The organism is Pseudomonas sp. FJ2-5-13 (assembly GCF_029201605.1).
Lineage (GTDB): Bacteria > Pseudomonadota > Gammaproteobacteria > Pseudomonadales > Pseudomonadaceae > Aquipseudomonas > Aquipseudomonas lactis.
Window position 1 is genome coordinate 4,839,669 of record NZ_CP104045.1, and the last position, 16,686, is coordinate 4,856,354.

Genomic DNA, 16,686 nt, shown 5'->3' on the forward strand with positions numbered 1-16,686 from the left:
CGCAGGTTGCCAGAGGGGCCGACGCTGGTTTACCAGGCCACGCCAAAGCCTGCGGTGTAGCGGGTCTTGCTCAAGCTGCTGTCGGAGTCGCCGCTGATGACGTCACGCTCGGCCTTGAGGTTGAGCGATGCCCATTCGGTGACTTTGTAGCGCAGGCCCATCTCGGCATCCAGCGAGTAATCGGCCGGGCCGTCCAGGGGCTTGCCCAGTTCGCCATTGGTGAAGAACTCCACGGTCTTGCCCACCAGGTAGCGGTTGTAGTTCCACTTCATGGCCAGGGAGTAGAAGTTGTCCTTGCCGCCGTCGGCATATTCGTAATCGGTGCGGTTGACCAGCGAGCCGAGGGAGAACGCGCCCAACTCATCGTCCCAGAACTGGTAGCCCGGGCCGGTACCCACGGTGCGCTGGCGCGCCAGGTCTTCGACCTTGTCGCGCTTGTAGGTCAGGCGCCCCTGCCAGAACCAGTGCTCGGTGATGAAGCGGTCCAGGTCGTATTCCAGGGCCCAGTTGTCGGTGGTGGTGACGTCGTCCTGGAACTCGCGGTTGTACTCGCCCTTGCCCGTATGGCGCCACTGGCCGTGACGGGCCGAGGTCTTGAAGTCGATGTCGTAGTCGTTGGTGTCTTTGTCCGCGCGCTTGTAGTCCAGCGCCAGGTCGACGTTGCCCTTCCACACCAGGTCTTCGATCACAGGCTTGGGCTTCATGATCTGTTGGATACTTGCCAGTTCCACCGTCTTGGGCGCCTCGCCATTAGCCAGCACCACCTTGCCATCATCGGCTGCCTGCAAGGATTTGGCCTTTTCACCGGTGTAGGCGTCCTGCTTGACCAGCAGTTCCTGGTCGCTTTCCAGGGTTTTGACCTGCTTCCAGTCCACCGGGATGGAGCCTGCGTAGGAGGTTTGGATCAGCAACTTGCCACCGTCGAAGACTTTGATCTTGCCGGTGAGCCGGTCACCGTTTTTCAACCAGACGGTATCGGCGAGCAAGGGCGTGGAAGCACTGAAAACAGCAAGGCACAACAGGGTTCTGGACAACATAAGCAAGTACGGGGCTCAGGGTAGGCGAAAAAAAAGGGGCGTTATAGTGTTACATGGCTAGAACTGACTCAAGGATTTATATTGAGTTCAATACTCATCGTCATGTTTACAGACGTTTCTGACAAAACAACGACGATCTCAACGGATATGCCCACAGTGATTTCACCTGCCGATACGCCACAAAGCCCCGCCGAGATACGCCGCACTGCCCTGTACCTGACGCTGTCGCAGGTGCCCGAAGGCTGCGTGGTCAGTTACGGCGAGCTGGCACACCTGGCAGGTTTGGGGCGTGCTGCCCGTTGGGTCGGGCGCACCCTGAGTCAGTTGCCGCAGGACACGCGATTGCCCTGGCATCGGGTGCTGGGTGCCGGTGGTCGGATAAGTCTGCCGGTGGGCAGTGCCTCGGGTGACGAACAACGTGCGCGTTTACGTAGCGAAGGCGTCACTATCCTGAACAATCGTGTTGATATTCAGCGTCATGGCTGGCGTCCGGTAGAGCACAGCGGTTAGAGTGCGCGCTTTGTTTCCGCAAATCTGAGGCAGACTCCAGCCCATGCCCCGTAAAACCTGGCGCGCCGCGCTCGCCGCCTATGCCAGCCCTTCGACGTTAGTGCTGTTGTTGCTCGGTTTCGCCGCCGGCATGCCTTACATGTTGGTGTTTTCGACGCTTTCAGTGTGGCTGCGTGAAGCCGGTGTGGCCCGCGAGACCATTGGCTATGCGAGCCTGATCGGTCTGGCCTACGCCTTCAAATGGGTCTGGTCGCCGCTGCTCGACCAATGGCGCCTGCCGTTGCTGGGGAAACTGGGGCGCCGTCGCTCGTGGCTGGTGCTGGCCCAATCGCTGGTGATCCTCGGATTGATCGGCATGGGTTTTTGCGACCCGCAAAAACACCTGTCCTGGTTGATCGCCATTGCGGTGATAGTCGCCTTCGCGTCGGCCACCCAAGACATCGCCGTGGATGCCTACCGCCTGGAAATCGCCGACGACAGCCGTCAGGCCGCCCTGGCGGCAAGCTACATGTCTGGTTATCGCATCGCCGCCCTGCTGGCCACGGCCGGCGCGCTGTTCTTTGCCGAAGGCTTCGGCTCCACCGGTTTCAACTATAAACACTCGGCCTGGACCGGCACCTATGTGCTGTTCGGCGTGTTGATGGTGCCGGCGCTGCTCACCACATTGTTTATGCGTGAACCCGATGTGCCACTGCGCACCCAACTGCAGGCCGGGCGCTACAGCTTCGCGCACCAGTTGGTGTCGGTGTTTGTACTGATCGTGCTGTTGGTCTCGGTGCCGGCGATGTTTACCCAGCTGTATAACACCGACTTTGCCAGCGTACTGTTCCAGGGCGTGAGCCTGTGGGAACTGCTGATGGAAGACCGTGCCTTCCTGCGTGCCATCCTCTATATCACCCTCACTGCGCTGTGCCTTTCGGCCATGGGCCGCCGGGGCCTGGCGCCGGTGCTGACGCCGGTCAACGACTTTATCCTGCGCTACCGCTGGCAGGCGCTGCTACTGCTCGGGCTGATTGCGACCTATCGCATGTCCGACACCGTGATGGGCGTCATGGCCAATGTGTTTTATATCGACCAGGGTTTCACCAAGGACCAGATCGCCGGGGTGAGCAAGATCTTCGGCCTGATCATGACCCTGCTCGGTGCCGGCATGGGCGGGCTGTTGATCGTGCGGTTCGGGATATTGCCGATCCTGCTCATCGGCGGCGTGGCCTCGGCCGGCACCAACCTGCTGTTCGTGATGCTCGCCGACATGGGCCCCGACCTGCAGATGTTGATCGTCACCATCTCCCTGGACAACTTCAGCTCGGGCATGGCCACTTCAGCGTTCGTGGCTTACCTGTCGAGCCTCACCAACCTCAAGTTCTCCGCCACCCAATATGCGTTGCTCAGCTCGATCATGCTGTTGCTGCCACGTTTGATCGGTGGGTATTCGGGGGTGATGGTGGAGAAGTTCGGGTATCACAACTTCTTTATGATCACCTGCCTGATGGGTGTGCCGACGCTGTTCCTGATTGCGCTGCATTGGTTCCAGGAGAACCGCCGCGCCCGGCTGAATCCCCCGCAGGAAGACTGACACATGTGGGAGCGGGCTTGCTCGCGAATGCGGCGTGTCAGCCTCCGAGTCTTGGGCTGACCCACCGCATTCGCGAGCAAGCCCGCTCCCACAGACCCCTCTGCATTCTGATGCCTGTACTCCAGCACTAAGCGCCCGTACAATCCCAAGTCATTTCAAGTCCAAGCAACCGACAACGGCCTACCATGCGTACCAGTCAATATTTGCTCGCCACACAGAAAGAAACGCCTTCCGACGCGGTTGTGATCAGCCATCAGCTGATGCTGCGCGCCGGTATGATCCGCAAACTGGCCTCGGGCCTTTACACCTGGTTGCCCATGGGCTTGAAGGTGATGCGCAAGGTCGAAGCCATCGTTCGTGAAGAAATGAACGCTGCCGGCTCTCTGGAAGTGTTGATGCCGAGCACCCAACCGGCGGAGTTGTGGCAGGAATCCGGGCGCTGGGAAGAGTACGGCCCTGAGTTGCTGCGTTTTAAAGACCGTCATGGCCGCGACTTCTGCGCCGGCCCGACCCACGAAGAAGTCATCACCGACCTGATGCGCAACGAGCTGAGCAGCTATAAGCAGTTGCCGCTGAACCTGTATCAGATCCAGACCAAGTTCCGTGATGAAATCCGCCCACGCTTCGGCTTGATGCGTGGCCGCGAATTCATCATGAAGGACGCCTATTCGTTCCACGCCGACCAGGCTTCCCTGCAAGCGACCTACGATCGCATGCACCAGGCCTACTGCAACGTGTTCACGCGCCTGGGCCTGAAGTTCCGTCCGGTTGAAGCGGATAACGGCTCCATCGGCGGTGCCGGCTCTCACGAATTCCACGTGCTGGCCGAGTCCGGCGAAGACGATATCGTGTTCAGCAACGGTTCCGACTACGCGGCGAACATCGAGAAGGCCGAAGCCATACCACGTGAAACCTCGCGCCCTGCTCCCACCGAGGAGCTGCGCCTGGTCGACACGCCAGACACCAAGACCATCGCGGCCCTGGTGGAGAAATTCAATCTGCCGATTGAAAAGACCATCAAGACCCTGATCGTGCGCGCCGAAGAAGAAGGCAAGCTGATCGCCCTGGTGATCCGTGGCGACCACGAGCTCAACGAAATCAAGGCCGCCAACCAGCCTGGCGTAGCCAGCCCGCTGGTCATGGCCACCGATGCCGAACTGCGCGACGCCATTGGCGCCGGTGCGGGCTCCCTGGGCCCGCTGAACCTGCCGCTGCCGATCATCATCGACCGCTCGGTGGAGCTGATGAGCGACTTCGGTATAGGCGCCAACATCGACGACAAGCACTACTTCGGCGTGAACTGGGAGCGTGACCTGCCGGTTCCGACCGTGGCCGACCTGCGCAACGTCGTGGCCGGCGACCCGAGCCCGGATGGCAAGGGCACCCTGGAGATCAAGCGCGGCATCGAAGTCGGGCACATCTTCCAGCTGGGCAACAAGTACAGCAAGGCGATGAAGTGCGAAGTACTGGGCGAGAACGGCAAGCCGATCACCCTCGACATGGGCTGCTACGGCATCGGCGTGTCCCGCGTGGTTGCCGCTGCCATCGAGCAGAACAACGACGAGAAAGGCATTATCTGGAGTGACGCCCTGGCGCCGTTCCAGGTGGCCCTGGTGCCGTTGCGCTATGAAACCGAGCAAGTACGCGAAGCCACCGACAAACTGTACGCGGAACTCACCGCTGCCGGTTTTGAAGTGCTGCTCGATGATCGGGACAAGAAAACCAGCCCGGGCATCAAGTTCGCCGACATGGAACTGATTGGCATCCCGCACCGGATCGTGGTCAGCGACCGCGGCCTGGCTGATGGCAATCTGGAATACAAGAGCCGGACCGAAGCCGAAGCCCAACCGTTGCCGGTGGCTGACGTGCTGTCTTTCCTTCAGGCGCGTATTCGTCGCTGAAAACCAGATCAAGAGAAGTCATGTTCAAGCGAAACACCAGAGCCCTGGGGGGCGCCGCCTTGTGCGGCGCCCTGCTGGTCAGCGGCTGCGCCAATCAGATGTCGCAACGCAGTGAGCACGAGGAGCGGGTCGAGCGTAAGTTGCTCGACCACAGCCTGCAGATCGACGTAGGCGAGCCTAAAGTGCTGGAGCTGCCGCAACGCCGGGTTCGCATTCATGAGCAGAAGACCTTCGAGGTCACCGAATTCGAAGTCACCCGTCGTTACGACCGCTACACACCCTACCAGCCCTGGCGCAAACTCTATGAGATGCCCTTGGGTGCCGTGGCGCTGGTGGCGGGCGTGGGTGCCAACGTGGTGAATATCTTCGCCCTCGGCAACCTGCCCACGAGTGTGACCCATGACTGGTTGAGCTATGGCGTGGACGGCATCAACCCGTTCATGAACGTGCAATCCCACGGCCGTGCGCAACAGAACCTGGCGGCTATCGATGAAGTCCAGCGTGACAAGCGCCTGGAGTATTCGAGCCTGCCCTGGAGCGAACGCCCGGTACAAGTCACCGCCGGCAAGCAGACCCACGAACTGACCACCGACCGCAACGGCATACTGCGCCTGAACCTGTTGGACAGCCCGTTTGCCGAGCAGGACCTGAACCGCGTCACCACCTTGAAGATCAGTGTGCAAGATGGCCAGGACGACGTGCATACCGACTCGACCCTGGCGGTCAGCAACACGCTGCGCAGCAAGTTGCTCGAAGCCCATGCCCTGATCTACGACGATCTGGAAGATGACGAGGTGAACCAGTGGGTGCACCGGGTCAAACGCCTGTCGGAGTTGGGCCTGGAAGAAGAAGCCAGCGAGCTGGAACAAAGCCTGATCGAACTGACGCGCAATGACCCGGAGTTGCAGCAGGAGTTTGTGCAGGCGTTGACCAAGGATGCGGGGCGGTTGGTGGCAGACCCTGGCGCACGCTGATCGCTCAATGCTTGTGAAGATCAAACGGTGGGAGCTGGCTTGCCTGCGGTAGCCATAGGTATCTCACAAATCTGTAGCGCTCAACGGTAACCACGATGCGAAGCGAGCCGCTCTTGATCTTGATCTGCTCGTGATCTTGATCTCAGGCGCCCCGTTAAACCACGCTGGCCGGAATTCGACAGGGATTTGGGGGGTAAACCGGCAGGGATGCCGGTTTAGCCGCCCCGCGCCATGGATGGCGCGTGGCGGCGGCCCCCCAAATCACTGGCGGATTACGGGCACACCGAGCCTAGGCGAGGTGCCGAGTGGTGGGGCAAGAGCGTTTTGCTTACTTTTGCGCTTTTCAAAAGTGAGCCGCCGTCAGGGCGGAACCCTAAGTGGCCGTTACCTAAATAATGGATATGTCCCCGGTCCAACTGTGTTGACTGTTAGGCCGCCTTCGCAGGCAAGCCAGCTCCCACATTTGTTTCGGGCTTCTACCAGGAAAACTCGAGCTGTTCGTTGCCGCCGCTCAGGTCCAGCAACCGCACCCCTATCCCCAGCAACCGCACCGGCTTGCCCCCGCGATTGAACGCCTGGGTCATCAACTGTTCATAACTCTCCAGATCCCGCCCTGCCCCGGCCTGTTCCAGCGTCGTCTGGGTAAAGTCATGAAACTTCACTTTGACGAACGGCTTACCCGCCCGGTAGCTGCTGTCGATACGCGCCATGCGCCCGGCCAGGGTTTCCATCAGTTCCGGCAGTTTCGCCAGGCAACTTGAAAGGTCCGGCAGGTCCACGTCGAAGGTATTTTCCACACTGATGGACTGCCGCCGACTGTCGTTCTGCACCACGCGGTCATCAATCCCACGGGCCAAGCTCCACAGGCGTTCACCGAAACTGCCGAATTCACGCACCAGCGCCAGTTTGTTCCAGTCGCGCAATTGCAGGCAGTCTTCGATGCCCAGGCGCGCCAGCTTGTCGGCGGTGACCTTGCCCACGCCATGCAGCTTGCTGACACGCAACTGCGAGACAAAGTCTTCGACTTGGTCCGGCGTGATCACGAACAGGCCGTTGGGTTTTTTCCAGTCGCTGGCGATCTTGGCCAAAAACTTGTTGGGCGCCACGCCGGCAGACACGGTGATATGCAACTGATTGGAGACCCGGCGCCGAATGTCCTGGGCAATACGCGTGGCGCTGCCGCCAAAATGCGGACTGTCAGACACGTCGAGGTAGGCCTCATCCAGCGACAACGGCTCGATCAAGTCGGTGTAGTCACGGAAAATCAGCTGGATTTCTTTCGATGCTTCTTTATAGGCATCCATGCGCGGCTTGACGATGGTCAAGTCCGGGCACAGTTTCAAGGCATGACGTGACGACATCGCCGAACGCACCCCATACGCCCGCGCTTCGTAGTTGCAGGTGGCGATCACCCCGCGCCGATCTGCCGAGCCACCGACGGCCAAGGGCTTTTGCGCCAGGCTCGGGTCGTCGCGCATCTCGATGGCGGCGTAGAAGCAATCACAGTCGACGTGGATGATTTTGCGCTGCGTCATATAAACGGGGTGTTAACCAACGGGTGGCCAGTATCGCACTCACCCCTGTATATAGCACCAGTAGTTTGAATCTTCCGCCTGAGCGGTAGGAAATTTCGTAGATGAATATATTTTCTCAATCGAATCTAGCATCCCAATAGAGCTGAAAGCCTTGTCCTGCCTGGCCTGGAACCCTCACGAACCGACCTCTGAAGCGCTAACCGATTGAAGCACAAGCGCTTTTCTTCAGTTTACGGGTTGACACACTCGCGTTCCTCTGTAGAATGCCGACACACAGACGCGGGATGGAGCAGTCTGGTAGCTCGTCGGGCTCATAACCCGAAGGTCGTCGGTTCAAATCCGGCTCCCGCAACCAAACATCAAAAAAGGCTACTCGAAAGAGTGGCCTTTTTTGTGCGCGCTTGTTTTCCCTTGCACAAAGCGCCCAACACCTTGATTTCAGAATAATTAGCGCTTATTTCAGCGATTGGCTCATTAACGGTTGACACCCTGCCGTTGGGCTGTAGAATGCCGCCCACAGACGCGGGATGGAGCAGTCTGGTAGCTCGTCGGGCTCATAACCCGAAGGTCGTCGGTTCAAATCCGGCTCCCGCAACCAAACATCAAAAAAGGCTACTCGAAAGAGTGGCCTTTTTTGTATCTGGCGAAAAAGTTCTTCTGAAACAATGGCATGGCATCTTTCATGAAACCGTAGACGGTTTGCAGAGTCCATCTCATTGCACGCTAGGCTCACTGCTCAAGCGCTACCCCTCTACGACCAATGGCCGCAGTCGCCGCGCCCGGTGATCCGCGTTAATATTTGTAATTATTTTGTCCATAGGGATTGGTAACTTGGCTGGATACCTCCATCCTGTCGCGCACAATCCACGAGGTGATTGATGCGCGCCAACTCGTCTGAACCACAAGACACCGTCACAGCAGAACAACCGATCACTCCCACCCGTTTGCGGTGGCTGGACCTGTTGAGCAAGTATCGCCAGCCCATCGGCCTGGCCGTGACGCTCCTGCTGTTTGCAATCGCCCTGATCGCCTGCCGACACCTGTTGCTGGAGCTGGACCTCTACGCCCTGCACGATTCGATCCTGGAAGTGCCCAAGCCCGCCTTGTTGGGTGCCTTTGCGGCAGCGGTTGGCGGCTTCATTATCCTGCTCGGTTATGAGTTCTCCGGCGCGCGGTATGCTGGCGTGCAATTGCCCGCCAAAACCCTGGCCCTGGGTGGTTTCACCGCCTTTGCCATCGGCAACGCCATTGGTTTGTCGATGCTCTCGGGCGGTTCGGTGCGCTACCGTTTATATGCACGCCATGGCATCGGCGCCTCGGAAGTGGCGCACATGACCGTATTCGCCAGCCTGGCCCTGGGCTGTGCCCTGCCGCCGCTGGCCGCGCTGGCCACGTTGAGCAACTTGCCGGCCGCTTCCACTTACCTGCATTTATCGCAAAGCCTGCTCGGTGGCATTGCCGGCGCCGTGCTGCTGTTGTCGGTGCTGCTGTGCATCGGCATCTATCGCCGCCGCCTGCCGGAACAGCCCTACCCCGACAACCTGCTGGTCAAGGCCGGGCGCCGTACCCTGCGCCTGCCAGGCCGACGCCTGACGTTCCTGCAACTGATCATCACCGCACTGGACGTCGCCGCAGCCGCTACCGTGCTGTATCTGCTGTTGCCGGAAGCACCGCCCTTCGGCCCGTTCCTGCTGGTGTACCTGCTGGCCCTGGCCGCTGGTGTGCTCAGCCATGTGCCGGGTGGCGTGGGTGTATTCGAAGCGATCCTGCTGGCGGCCTTTGCCGACAAACTCGGTGCCGCGCCCCTGGCTGCTGCCTTGTTGCTGTACCGCATGATCTACGTGGTGCTGCCGCTGCTGATCGCCTGTGTATTCCTGCTGGTCAACGAGGCCCAGCGCCTGTTCCAGACCCAGCAAAGCCTGCGGGTGGCATCAGGGCTGGCAGCGCCAGTATTGGCCGTCCTGGTTTTTTTGTCCGGCGTGGTCCTGCTGTTTTCCGGCGCCACGCCAGAAATCGACTCACGCCTGGAAAACATCGGCTTCCTGATCCCCCATCGTCTGATTGACGCGTCGCACTTCGGTGCCAGCCTGATCGGCGTGTTGTGCCTGTTGCTCGCCCAGGGCCTGCGTCGGCGCTTGTCGGCCGCCTGGATGCTGACCATGGTGCTGCTGCTGGTCGGCGCCCTGCTCTCGCTGCTTAAAGGCTTCGACTGGGAAGAAGCCAGCCTGATGACCATGACTGCAGTGCTGCTGGCCATCTTCCGCCGCTCGTTCTACCGCGCCAGTCGCCTGACCGAGTTGCCGTTTTCGCCGCTGTACCTGGTGGCCAGTGTCTGTGTGCTCGGTGCCTCGATCTGGCTGCTGCTGTTTGCCTATCAGGACGTGCCCTACAGTCACCAACTCTGGTGGCAGTTCACCCTCGATGCCAACGCCCCGCGTGGCTTGCGTTCGCTGCTCGGCGCCGCCGTGTTGCTGGTGATCGTGTCGCTGACCTGGCTGCTGCGCACCGCACGCCCGGTCATTCACCTGCCGACCCCGGAAGAACTGGAGCGCGCCAGCAAGATCCTGATGGCCTCGTCCCAACCCGACGGCGGCCTGGCGCTCACCGGCGACAAGGCGCTGCTGTTTCACCCCAACGATGAAGCCTTCCTGATGTATGCCCGTCGCGGGCGTAGCCTGGTGGCCCTGTACGACCCGATCGGCCCGACCCAGCCGCGCGCCGAGATGATCTGGCAGTTCCGCGACCTGTGCGACATCCACCACGCCCGCCCGGTGTTCTACCAGGTACGCGCCGAGAACCTGCCGTATTACATGGACATCGGCCTCACCGCGATCAAGCTGGGTGAAGAAGCCCGCGTCGATCTGAAACGCTTTGACCTGGAAGCCAAGGGCAAAGAAATGAAGGATTTGCGCTACACCTGGAACCGTGGCACCCGGGACGGCCTGTCCCTGGAGATCTGCGAACCGGGCAAGGCGCCTATGGATGAATTAAAAGTCATCTCCGATGCCTGGCTTACAGGTAAGAATGTGCGGGAAAAGGGCTTCTCCCTGGGCCGTTTCAGCGATGATTACCTCAAGCACTTTCGTATCGCGATCATTCGCTTCGAAGGGCGCCCGGTGGCCTTCGCCAACTTGCTCGAAACCTACAACCATGACCTGGCCAGCCTCGACCTGATGCGTGCCCACCCGGACGCGCCCAAGTTGACCATGGAATTCATGATGGTGGGCCTGATTCAACATTATAAGAGCCACGACTACGCGCGCTTCAGCCTCGGCATGGTGCCGTTGTCGGGCTTGCAACCGCGCCGTGGCGCACCGCTGACCCAACGCCTGGGTTCGATGGTGTTCCGCCGTGGCGAGCAACTGTATAACTTCCAAGGTTTGCGCCGCTTCAAAGACAAGTTCCAGCCAGACTGGGAACCCCGTTACATGGCCGTGCCCGCAGGACTGGATCCGCTGGTGGCATTGGCCGATACCGCCGCCCTGATCGCGGGCGGCTTGACTGGATTGGTGAAACGCTGATGATTCGACGCTCCTGGCGGTATGTATTGGCTTTAGTGGTGCTGCTTGCGCTGATCGCGGCGGGTGGCTTCTGGTACTGGAACCGCCCTGCCCCGCAGCCGACCCTGGAGCACTTGCCCCAGGCCGACGGTTCGGTAATGACCCGCGTAACCCCGGCCAGCAACGCAAAAGCCCGCGTGGCCGTGGCGGTGATGGCCGACGAAACCTTGACCGACAGCCAACTGATGGCCCTGAGCCAGGGCGGTGCTGCGCAATTGGTTCAGGTGGTGCTGCCCAAGGATGACTGCGCGGCGCAGCAAAAAGCCCTGCAAGGCGCCCTGGCCCAGCTCAAAGGCCCGGCGACCCTGGTCAGCGGCATCGGCCCTGGCGCCGCACTCGCCTGGCGCTGGCTGGCCACCCAGAACGACGACAAGGCCAACGCCATCTCTGTGGGCTTCGCCCTGAAACAGGAAGGCTGCAACGACCCGCTGCCGAAAACCGCCGCCCATGGCAACTGGCTGGTGGCGTGGAACGATAACCCCGACGATGAGAGCGCCAGTTTCGTACGTGACACACCGCGCGCCACGACCAGCATCAGCGACTACGACATTCATTACCCACAGGTGCTGAACAACGAACTGCGCAAGCAACTGGTCGGTTCGGACAACGGCGGCCTGGCAATTCCGGTGGTGGAAGTACCCGCCGGCCAAGCCAAGGACACCGTGACCCTGTTCCTCTCCGGTGACGGCGGCTGGCGCGACCTGGATCGCGACGTGGCGGGCGAGATGGCGAAGATCGGCTACCCGGTGGTGGGCATCGACACCCTGCGCTACTACTGGCAGCACAAGACGCCTGAGCAAAGCGCCAAGGACCTCACCGAGCTGATGCAACACTACCGGCAAAAGTGGGGCACCAAGCGCTTCGTGTTGACCGGTTACTCGTTCGGCGCCGACGTATTGCCGGCGATCTACAACCGTATGCCAGAGAACGAACAGCAACGGGTAGACGCGATCATCCTGCTGGCCTTCGCCCGCACCGGCAGCTTTGAAATCGAAGTGGAAGGCTGGCTGGGCAACGCCGGCAAAGAAGCCGCCACCGGCCCGGAAATGGCCAAGCTGCCGCCTGAAAAAGTCGTGTGCATCTACGGCGCCGAAGAAGTCGACGAGAGCGGCTGCACCGACAAAACCGCCGTGGGCGAGGCCATGAAGCTGCCGGGCGGGCATCACTTCGATGAGAACTACCCGGCGCTGGCCAAGCGCTTGGTGGATATTATCGTCAAGCATCAGGCCAAAGCCGAGTAATCCCGAGCCATACACAAAACAAAATGTGGGAGCGGGCTTGCTCGCGAAAGCGGTGGATCAGTCACAGCAGTATTGACTGACACTCCGCATTCGCGAGCAAGCCCGCTCCCACATTTTTGATGTGTGGTGTTGCTAATAATCAGCGCGGTTCGATGTGGGCAATCATCAACTGCACCGTCTCATTGCCACGAAATTCATTCACATCCAGCTTGTACGCCAACTCCACCCACCGCACGGTCGGGTTCGGCCACACTTCGCGGTCCACGCCAAAGGCAATGCCATCGAGCTTCACCGACCCGCATTCGCTCTTGAGCACCACTTTCAAATGCCGCTCGCCCACCACCCGCTGCTCCACCAACTGAAATACCCCGTGAAACAACGGCTCGGGAAAGTGCTGCCCCCACGGGCCGGCATGGCGCAGGGCGCGGGCCAGTTCCAGGTGAAACTCTTCCACCGCCAGGGTACCGTCTGAAAGCAGGCGGCCGGTGAGGTCTTCTTCGCGCAGTTGCCGACGCACTTCGGCATCAAAGGCTTCGGCGAACAACGGGAAGTTGGCTTCAGGCAAGGTCAGCCCCGCCGCCATGGCGTGGCCGCCGTATTTGGTGATCAGGTTGGGATGCTGGCTGGCGACGACCGCCAGCGCATCGCGGATATGAAAGCCCTGCACCGAGCGTCCAGAGCCCTTGAGCAAGCCATCGCCGGCATCGGCGAAGGCGATGGTCGGGCGAAAGTACCGTTCCTTCATACGCGACGCGAGGATGCCGATCACCCCTTGGTGCCACTCCGGGTCGAACAGGCATAAGCCGTACGGCATCGACTCCACCGGCAAGTCCTTGAGCTGGGCCAGGGCCTCGCGCTGCATGCCTTGTTCGATGGATTTACGGTCCTGGTTCATGCCGTCCAGTTGCGCGGCCATTTCCCGTGCAGCGGCGAAGTCGGTGGTGAGCAGGCATTCGATGCCCAGGCTCATATCGTCCAGGCGTCCGGCGGCATTCAGGCGCGGGCCGAGGATAAAACCCAGGTCGGTGGAGGTGATACGCGCATGATCACGCTTGGCCACTTCCAGAATCGCCTTGATCCCCGGCCGTGCCCGACCGGCCCGAATACGCTCCAGGCCCTGGTGCACGAGGATGCGGTTGTTGGCGTCCAGCGGCACCACGTCAGCGACGCTGCCCAGGGCCACCAGGTCAAGCAGTTCACCGATGTTCGGCTGGGGCTTGCTGTCATACCAACCCAGGCTGCGCAAGCGCGCGCGCAGGGCCATCAGCACGTAAAAGATCACGCCGACCCCGGCCAGGGCCTTGCTGGGAAACGTGCAGCCCGGCTGGTTCGGATTGACGATGGCGTCGGCGGCCGGCAGTTCATCACCGGGCAAGTGGTGGTCGGTGACCAGCACCTGCAACCCCGCCGCCTTCGCCGCCGCCACGCCTTCGACGCTGGAGATGCCGTTGTCCACGGTGATCAGCAACTGCGGCTCGCGCTGCAGGGCCACCGCGACGATTTCCGGGGTCAGGCCATAGCCGTATTCGAAGCGGTTGGGCACCAGATAGTCGACATGGGCCGCGCCGAGCAAACGCAAGCCCAGGGTGCCCACGGTGCTCGCCGTGGCGCCATCGGCGTCGAAGTCACCAACGATCAGGATGCGCTGGCGCTGCTCCAGGGCCGTCACCAGCAAGTCCACCGCCGCGTCGATGCCCTTGAGCTGCTGATAGGGAATCAACCGCGCCAGGCTCTTGTCCAGCTCGGCTTCCGATTGCACCCCGCGTGCGGCGTAAAGGCGGGTCAACAACGGCGGCAGTTCACCGAGAAAAGGCAGGACGGCGGGCAAAGGGCGGGGATCGATACGCATGGGGTGACGGGAGCTTCTCTTCTAATACATCGGTTAAACACAGATAGTGAACGCAACAAAGATCAAGTGTGGGAGCTGGCTTGCCTGCGATGCCTACAACTCGGTACATCAGGCACACCGAGTGGATGCCATCGCAGGCAAGCCAGCTCCCACCTTTTTCAACCGCGCTCGCCGACCAGCCATTGCAGTTGCACTTCATGCTGGCCACGGTCATCGGTCACAAAGATCGTGCCTTCGCTGATCATTACGTCCCACTTGATCACCCGCGGCATGTCCTTGGCCAGGGTCTCCAACACTTCCTGGGGCACGGCAGCGATGTGCACGTTTTTCAGGTTGTTGGCCACCGGCACTACCTTGCCTTCCCACACGCGCAGGCTGCCATAGGCCAGCAGGCTGGTGCGTTCGGTGCGGCGCGAGCACCAGGTCAGGCGGTCGGCATCCGGCTGGCCGACTTCGATCCAGTGCAAAACCCGATCATCCAGGCTTTTTTCCCAAAGGGCCGGTTCGTCCACATCCGACAGGCCACGCCCGAACGCCAATTGCTCGTTGTACCAGAGGGCGTAGGCCAGTAGGCGCACGGTCATGCGCTCTTCGGTTTCCGAAGGGTGGCGGGCGATGGTCTGTTTGACGCTCTCATACACCGAGCGGTCGAGGTCGGTGAGGTTGAGTTCGAATTTGTAGGTCGTGGACGGCTGGGCCATGAACGGGCTTCTAAAGACAAGGAAAGGCGGCCAGTCTAACCGATGGCGAGGGCATTGAACGAATACTGCGCTGCATCCACGCAGCTCGCCTATGTTAAAAAGCAGTACATCATCGTCCAGCGCTTGTAAGGATCCCCATGTCGCTCAATGCCAAACCACTTGCCGGCCTGAAAGTCATCGAACTGGGCACTCTGATCGCCGGCCCGTTTGCCTCACGCATCTGCGCCGAATTCGGCGCCGAGGTGATCAAGGTCGAATCCCCGGACGGCGGCGACCCGCTGCGCAAATGGCGCAAGCTGTATGAAGGCACTTCGCTGTGGTGGTTCGTACAGGCGCGCAACAAGCAGTCCCTGACCCTCAACCTCAAGCACCCTGAGGGGCTGGCGATCCTCAAGCAACTGTTGGCCGACGCCGACATCCTGATCGAAAACTTCCGCCCAGGCGTGCTGGAGAAACTCGGCCTGAGCTGGGAAACCCTGCACGCCCTCAACCCCAAGCTGGTGATGGTGCGCCTCTCGGGCTTCGGCCAGACCGGGCCGATGAAGGACCAACCGGGGTTTGGCGCGGTGGGCGAGTCCATGGGCGGCTTGCGCTATATCACCGGCTTCGAGGACCGCCCGCCAGTGCGCACCGGCATTTCCATCGGCGACTCGATCGCCGCGTTGTGGGCGGTGATCGGCGCGCTGATGGCACTGCGTCACCGCGAGGTCAATGGCGGCCTGGGCCAAGTGGTGGATGTGGCGCTGTACGAAGCCATCTTCGCCATGATGGAAAGCATGATCCCCGAGTTCGATGTGTTCGGGTTTATCCGTGAGCGCACCGGCAACATCATGCCCGGCATCACCCCGTCCTCGATCCACACCACCGCAGACGGCAAGCATGTGCAGATCGGCGCCAATGGCGATGCGATCTTCAAGCGCTTCATGCGGGTGATCGGCCGTGACGACCTGGCGAACGACCCTGCACTGGCCAGCAATGACGGGCGTGACGCTCGCCGCGACGAGCTGTACGGCGTGATTGATCGCTGGGTCAATTCGCTGTCGCTCGACCAGGTGATTGAGCATCTGAATAAAGCCGAGGTACCCGCCAGCCGTATCTACAGCGCCGAAGACATGCTGGGCGACCCGCAATTCCTGGCCCGGGAAATGTTCCTCAAGGCGCAGTTGCCAGGCGGCAAGGACTTCAAGATGCCCGGCATCGTGCCCAAGCTCTCGGACACTCCGGGCAGTTGCGAATGGGTTGGCCCGCAATTGGGTGAACACAACAGCCTGGTGCTCAATGCCCTGGGCTACGACGCCGCAGCTATCACCCGCCTGCGCGAGGACGGGGCGATCTGACAAATTGCAGGCAAAAAGAAACCCCGAGCAGTGGGGAGACAACTCGGGGTTAAACGTGGCCTACAAAGACCAGTACAGCAAGCTACAAACACCGGAGCACAATGCCTGCTCTTGCTGTTACAAACTCTGACTGAACACCTTGTAGGAAGGTTCCGAAGAAAAATAATGTTTCATGCCAGTGCGCCGCCACGGGTCTGGGAGGCGTTGCGCAAGGCGGCGATGACTGAAGGTTCCAGGCGGCCTTCGGCAATTTTCAGGTCGCGAAGCAGGCAATCCACCACATCCACCAGCGCGCGCTTGTCGCTCAATTGCGCACGATCGACTTCACGTTCAACCACGATGGCGCCACCGGGGTTCTTCACGGTTACCAGGCAGTCGTCGCGCATACCGGCAGAGGTCAGCGTAACCTGATAAGGGCTCAGTGCTTGGCTGAGCAATAGGTTGATACTTTCCATCTCGATCACC

Annotated in this window: 12 protein-coding genes and 2 tRNA genes; 9 read left to right on the plus strand and 5 right to left on the minus strand. The window is 60.8% G+C overall.

Going from position 1 to position 16,686, the window contains the following annotated elements; all coding sequences use genetic code 11:
- Positions 1-29: 29 nt before the first annotated feature.
- Entirely contained in the window at positions 30-1,037 is a 1,008-nt protein-coding gene (locus N2A98_RS21360) for a DUF481 domain-containing protein (protein WP_044270899.1), read from the minus strand.
- A gap of 147 nt (positions 1,038-1,184) precedes the next feature.
- Here N2A98_RS21360 and N2A98_RS21365 point away from each other — a divergent pair, with 147 nt between their 5' ends.
- The 4 genes from N2A98_RS21365 to N2A98_RS21380 all read left to right on the plus strand — a co-directional run bounded on the left by N2A98_RS21365 (position 1,185) and on the right by N2A98_RS21380 (position 5,998).
- Positions 1,185-1,547 (plus strand): MGMT family protein, encoded by a 363-nt coding sequence (locus N2A98_RS21365; RefSeq protein WP_034133585.1) that lies wholly within the window; start codon positions 1,185-1,187, stop codon positions 1,545-1,547.
- Between the two features lie 43 nt (positions 1,548-1,590).
- Entirely contained in the window at positions 1,591-3,123 is a 1,533-nt protein-coding gene (locus N2A98_RS21370; RefSeq protein WP_044270894.1) for an AmpG family muropeptide MFS transporter, read from the plus strand.
- A gap of 185 nt (positions 3,124-3,308) precedes the next feature.
- Positions 3,309-5,024, plus strand: a complete 1,716-nt coding sequence (locus tag N2A98_RS21375) for a proline--tRNA ligase (protein WP_019817246.1) — start codon at positions 3,309-3,311, stop codon at positions 5,022-5,024.
- A gap of 20 nt (positions 5,025-5,044) precedes the next feature.
- Positions 5,045-5,998, plus strand: coding sequence for a hypothetical protein (locus N2A98_RS21380; RefSeq protein ID WP_044270891.1), 954 nt, complete (start codon positions 5,045-5,047; stop codon positions 5,996-5,998).
- 476 nt (positions 5,999-6,474) lie between these two features.
- On the opposite strand, the gene dinB is transcribed toward N2A98_RS21380, so the two are convergent.
- A complete protein-coding gene (dinB, locus tag N2A98_RS21385) occupies positions 6,475-7,533 on the minus strand; it encodes a DNA polymerase IV (protein ID WP_003193948.1) in 1,059 nt (352 codons plus the stop codon).
- Positions 7,534-7,811: 278 nt separating this feature from the next.
- Here dinB and N2A98_RS21390 point away from each other — a divergent pair.
- The 4 genes from N2A98_RS21390 (at position 7,812) to N2A98_RS21405 (ending at position 12,334) form a co-directional block, all read left to right on the plus strand.
- A tRNA-Met gene (locus N2A98_RS21390) sits at positions 7,812-7,888 on the plus strand.
- A 166-nt stretch (positions 7,889-8,054) separates the two neighbouring features.
- Positions 8,055-8,131, plus strand: a tRNA-Met gene (locus N2A98_RS21395).
- Between the two features lie 280 nt (positions 8,132-8,411).
- Positions 8,412-11,054: a bifunctional lysylphosphatidylglycerol flippase/synthetase MprF gene (mprF, locus tag N2A98_RS21400; RefSeq protein WP_047711697.1), complete on the plus strand. Its 2,643-nt coding sequence runs from the start codon at positions 8,412-8,414 to the stop codon at positions 11,052-11,054.
- Positions 11,054-12,334, plus strand: coding sequence for an AcvB/VirJ family lysyl-phosphatidylglycerol hydrolase (locus N2A98_RS21405; protein WP_275622615.1), 1,281 nt, complete (start codon positions 11,054-11,056; stop codon positions 12,332-12,334). The genes mprF and N2A98_RS21405 overlap by 1 nt, the downstream gene beginning before the upstream one ends.
- A 139-nt stretch (positions 12,335-12,473) precedes the next feature.
- On the opposite strand, the gene recJ is transcribed toward N2A98_RS21405, so the two are convergent.
- Positions 12,474-14,183 carry a single-stranded-DNA-specific exonuclease RecJ gene (recJ, locus tag N2A98_RS21410; protein WP_044268020.1) on the minus strand — a complete coding sequence of 570 codons (1,710 nt, stop codon included), beginning with the start codon at positions 14,181-14,183 and terminating at the stop codon, positions 12,474-12,476.
- 158 nt (positions 14,184-14,341) lie between these two features.
- Positions 14,342-14,884, minus strand: coding sequence for a YaeQ family protein (locus tag N2A98_RS21415; RefSeq protein ID WP_003193952.1), 543 nt, complete (start codon positions 14,882-14,884; stop codon positions 14,342-14,344).
- 137 nt (positions 14,885-15,021) lie between these two features.
- Between N2A98_RS21415 and N2A98_RS21420 the strand changes: the two genes are divergently transcribed.
- The gene (locus tag N2A98_RS21420) at positions 15,022-16,221 is read left to right on the plus strand and encodes a CaiB/BaiF CoA-transferase family protein (protein WP_072435087.1); all 1,200 of its coding nucleotides are present in this window, start codon (positions 15,022-15,024) and stop codon (positions 16,219-16,221) included.
- Between the two features lie 170 nt (positions 16,222-16,391).
- Here N2A98_RS21420 and N2A98_RS21425 read toward each other — a convergent pair whose 3' ends face one another.
- Positions 16,392-16,676: a DUF3509 domain-containing protein gene (locus N2A98_RS21425; protein ID WP_020301357.1), complete on the minus strand. Its 285-nt coding sequence runs from the start codon at positions 16,674-16,676 to the stop codon at positions 16,392-16,394.
- Positions 16,677-16,686: the final 10 nt, after the last annotated feature.

Coding starts and splice junctions, on each gene's coding strand:
- N2A98_RS21425 (WP_020301357.1), bottom strand. CDS start 16,676: ATGGAAAGTATCAACCTATTGCTCAGCCAAGCACTGAGCCCTTATCAG.
- N2A98_RS21360 (WP_044270899.1), bottom strand. CDS start 1,037: ATGTTGTCCAGAACCCTGTTGTGCCTTGCTGTTTTCAGTGCTTCCACG.
- N2A98_RS21420 (WP_072435087.1), top strand. CDS start 15,022: ATGTCGCTCAATGCCAAACCACTTGCCGGCCTGAAAGTCATCGAACTG.
- N2A98_RS21370 (WP_044270894.1), top strand. CDS start 1,591: ATGCCCCGTAAAACCTGGCGCGCCGCGCTCGCCGCCTATGCCAGCCCT.
- N2A98_RS21375 (WP_019817246.1), top strand. CDS start 3,309: ATGCGTACCAGTCAATATTTGCTCGCCACACAGAAAGAAACGCCTTCC.
- N2A98_RS21380 (WP_044270891.1), top strand. CDS start 5,045: ATGTTCAAGCGAAACACCAGAGCCCTGGGGGGCGCCGCCTTGTGCGGC.
- dinB (WP_003193948.1), bottom strand. CDS start 7,533: ATGACGCAGCGCAAAATCATCCACGTCGACTGTGATTGCTTCTACGCC.
- N2A98_RS21415 (WP_003193952.1), bottom strand. CDS start 14,884: ATGGCCCAGCCGTCCACGACCTACAAATTCGAACTCAACCTCACCGAC.
- mprF (WP_047711697.1), top strand. CDS start 8,412: ATGCGCGCCAACTCGTCTGAACCACAAGACACCGTCACAGCAGAACAA.
- N2A98_RS21405 (WP_275622615.1), top strand. CDS start 11,054: ATGATTCGACGCTCCTGGCGGTATGTATTGGCTTTAGTGGTGCTGCTT.
- recJ (WP_044268020.1), bottom strand. CDS start 14,183: ATGCGTATCGATCCCCGCCCTTTGCCCGCCGTCCTGCCTTTTCTCGGT.
- N2A98_RS21365 (WP_034133585.1), top strand. CDS start 1,185: ATGCCCACAGTGATTTCACCTGCCGATACGCCACAAAGCCCCGCCGAG.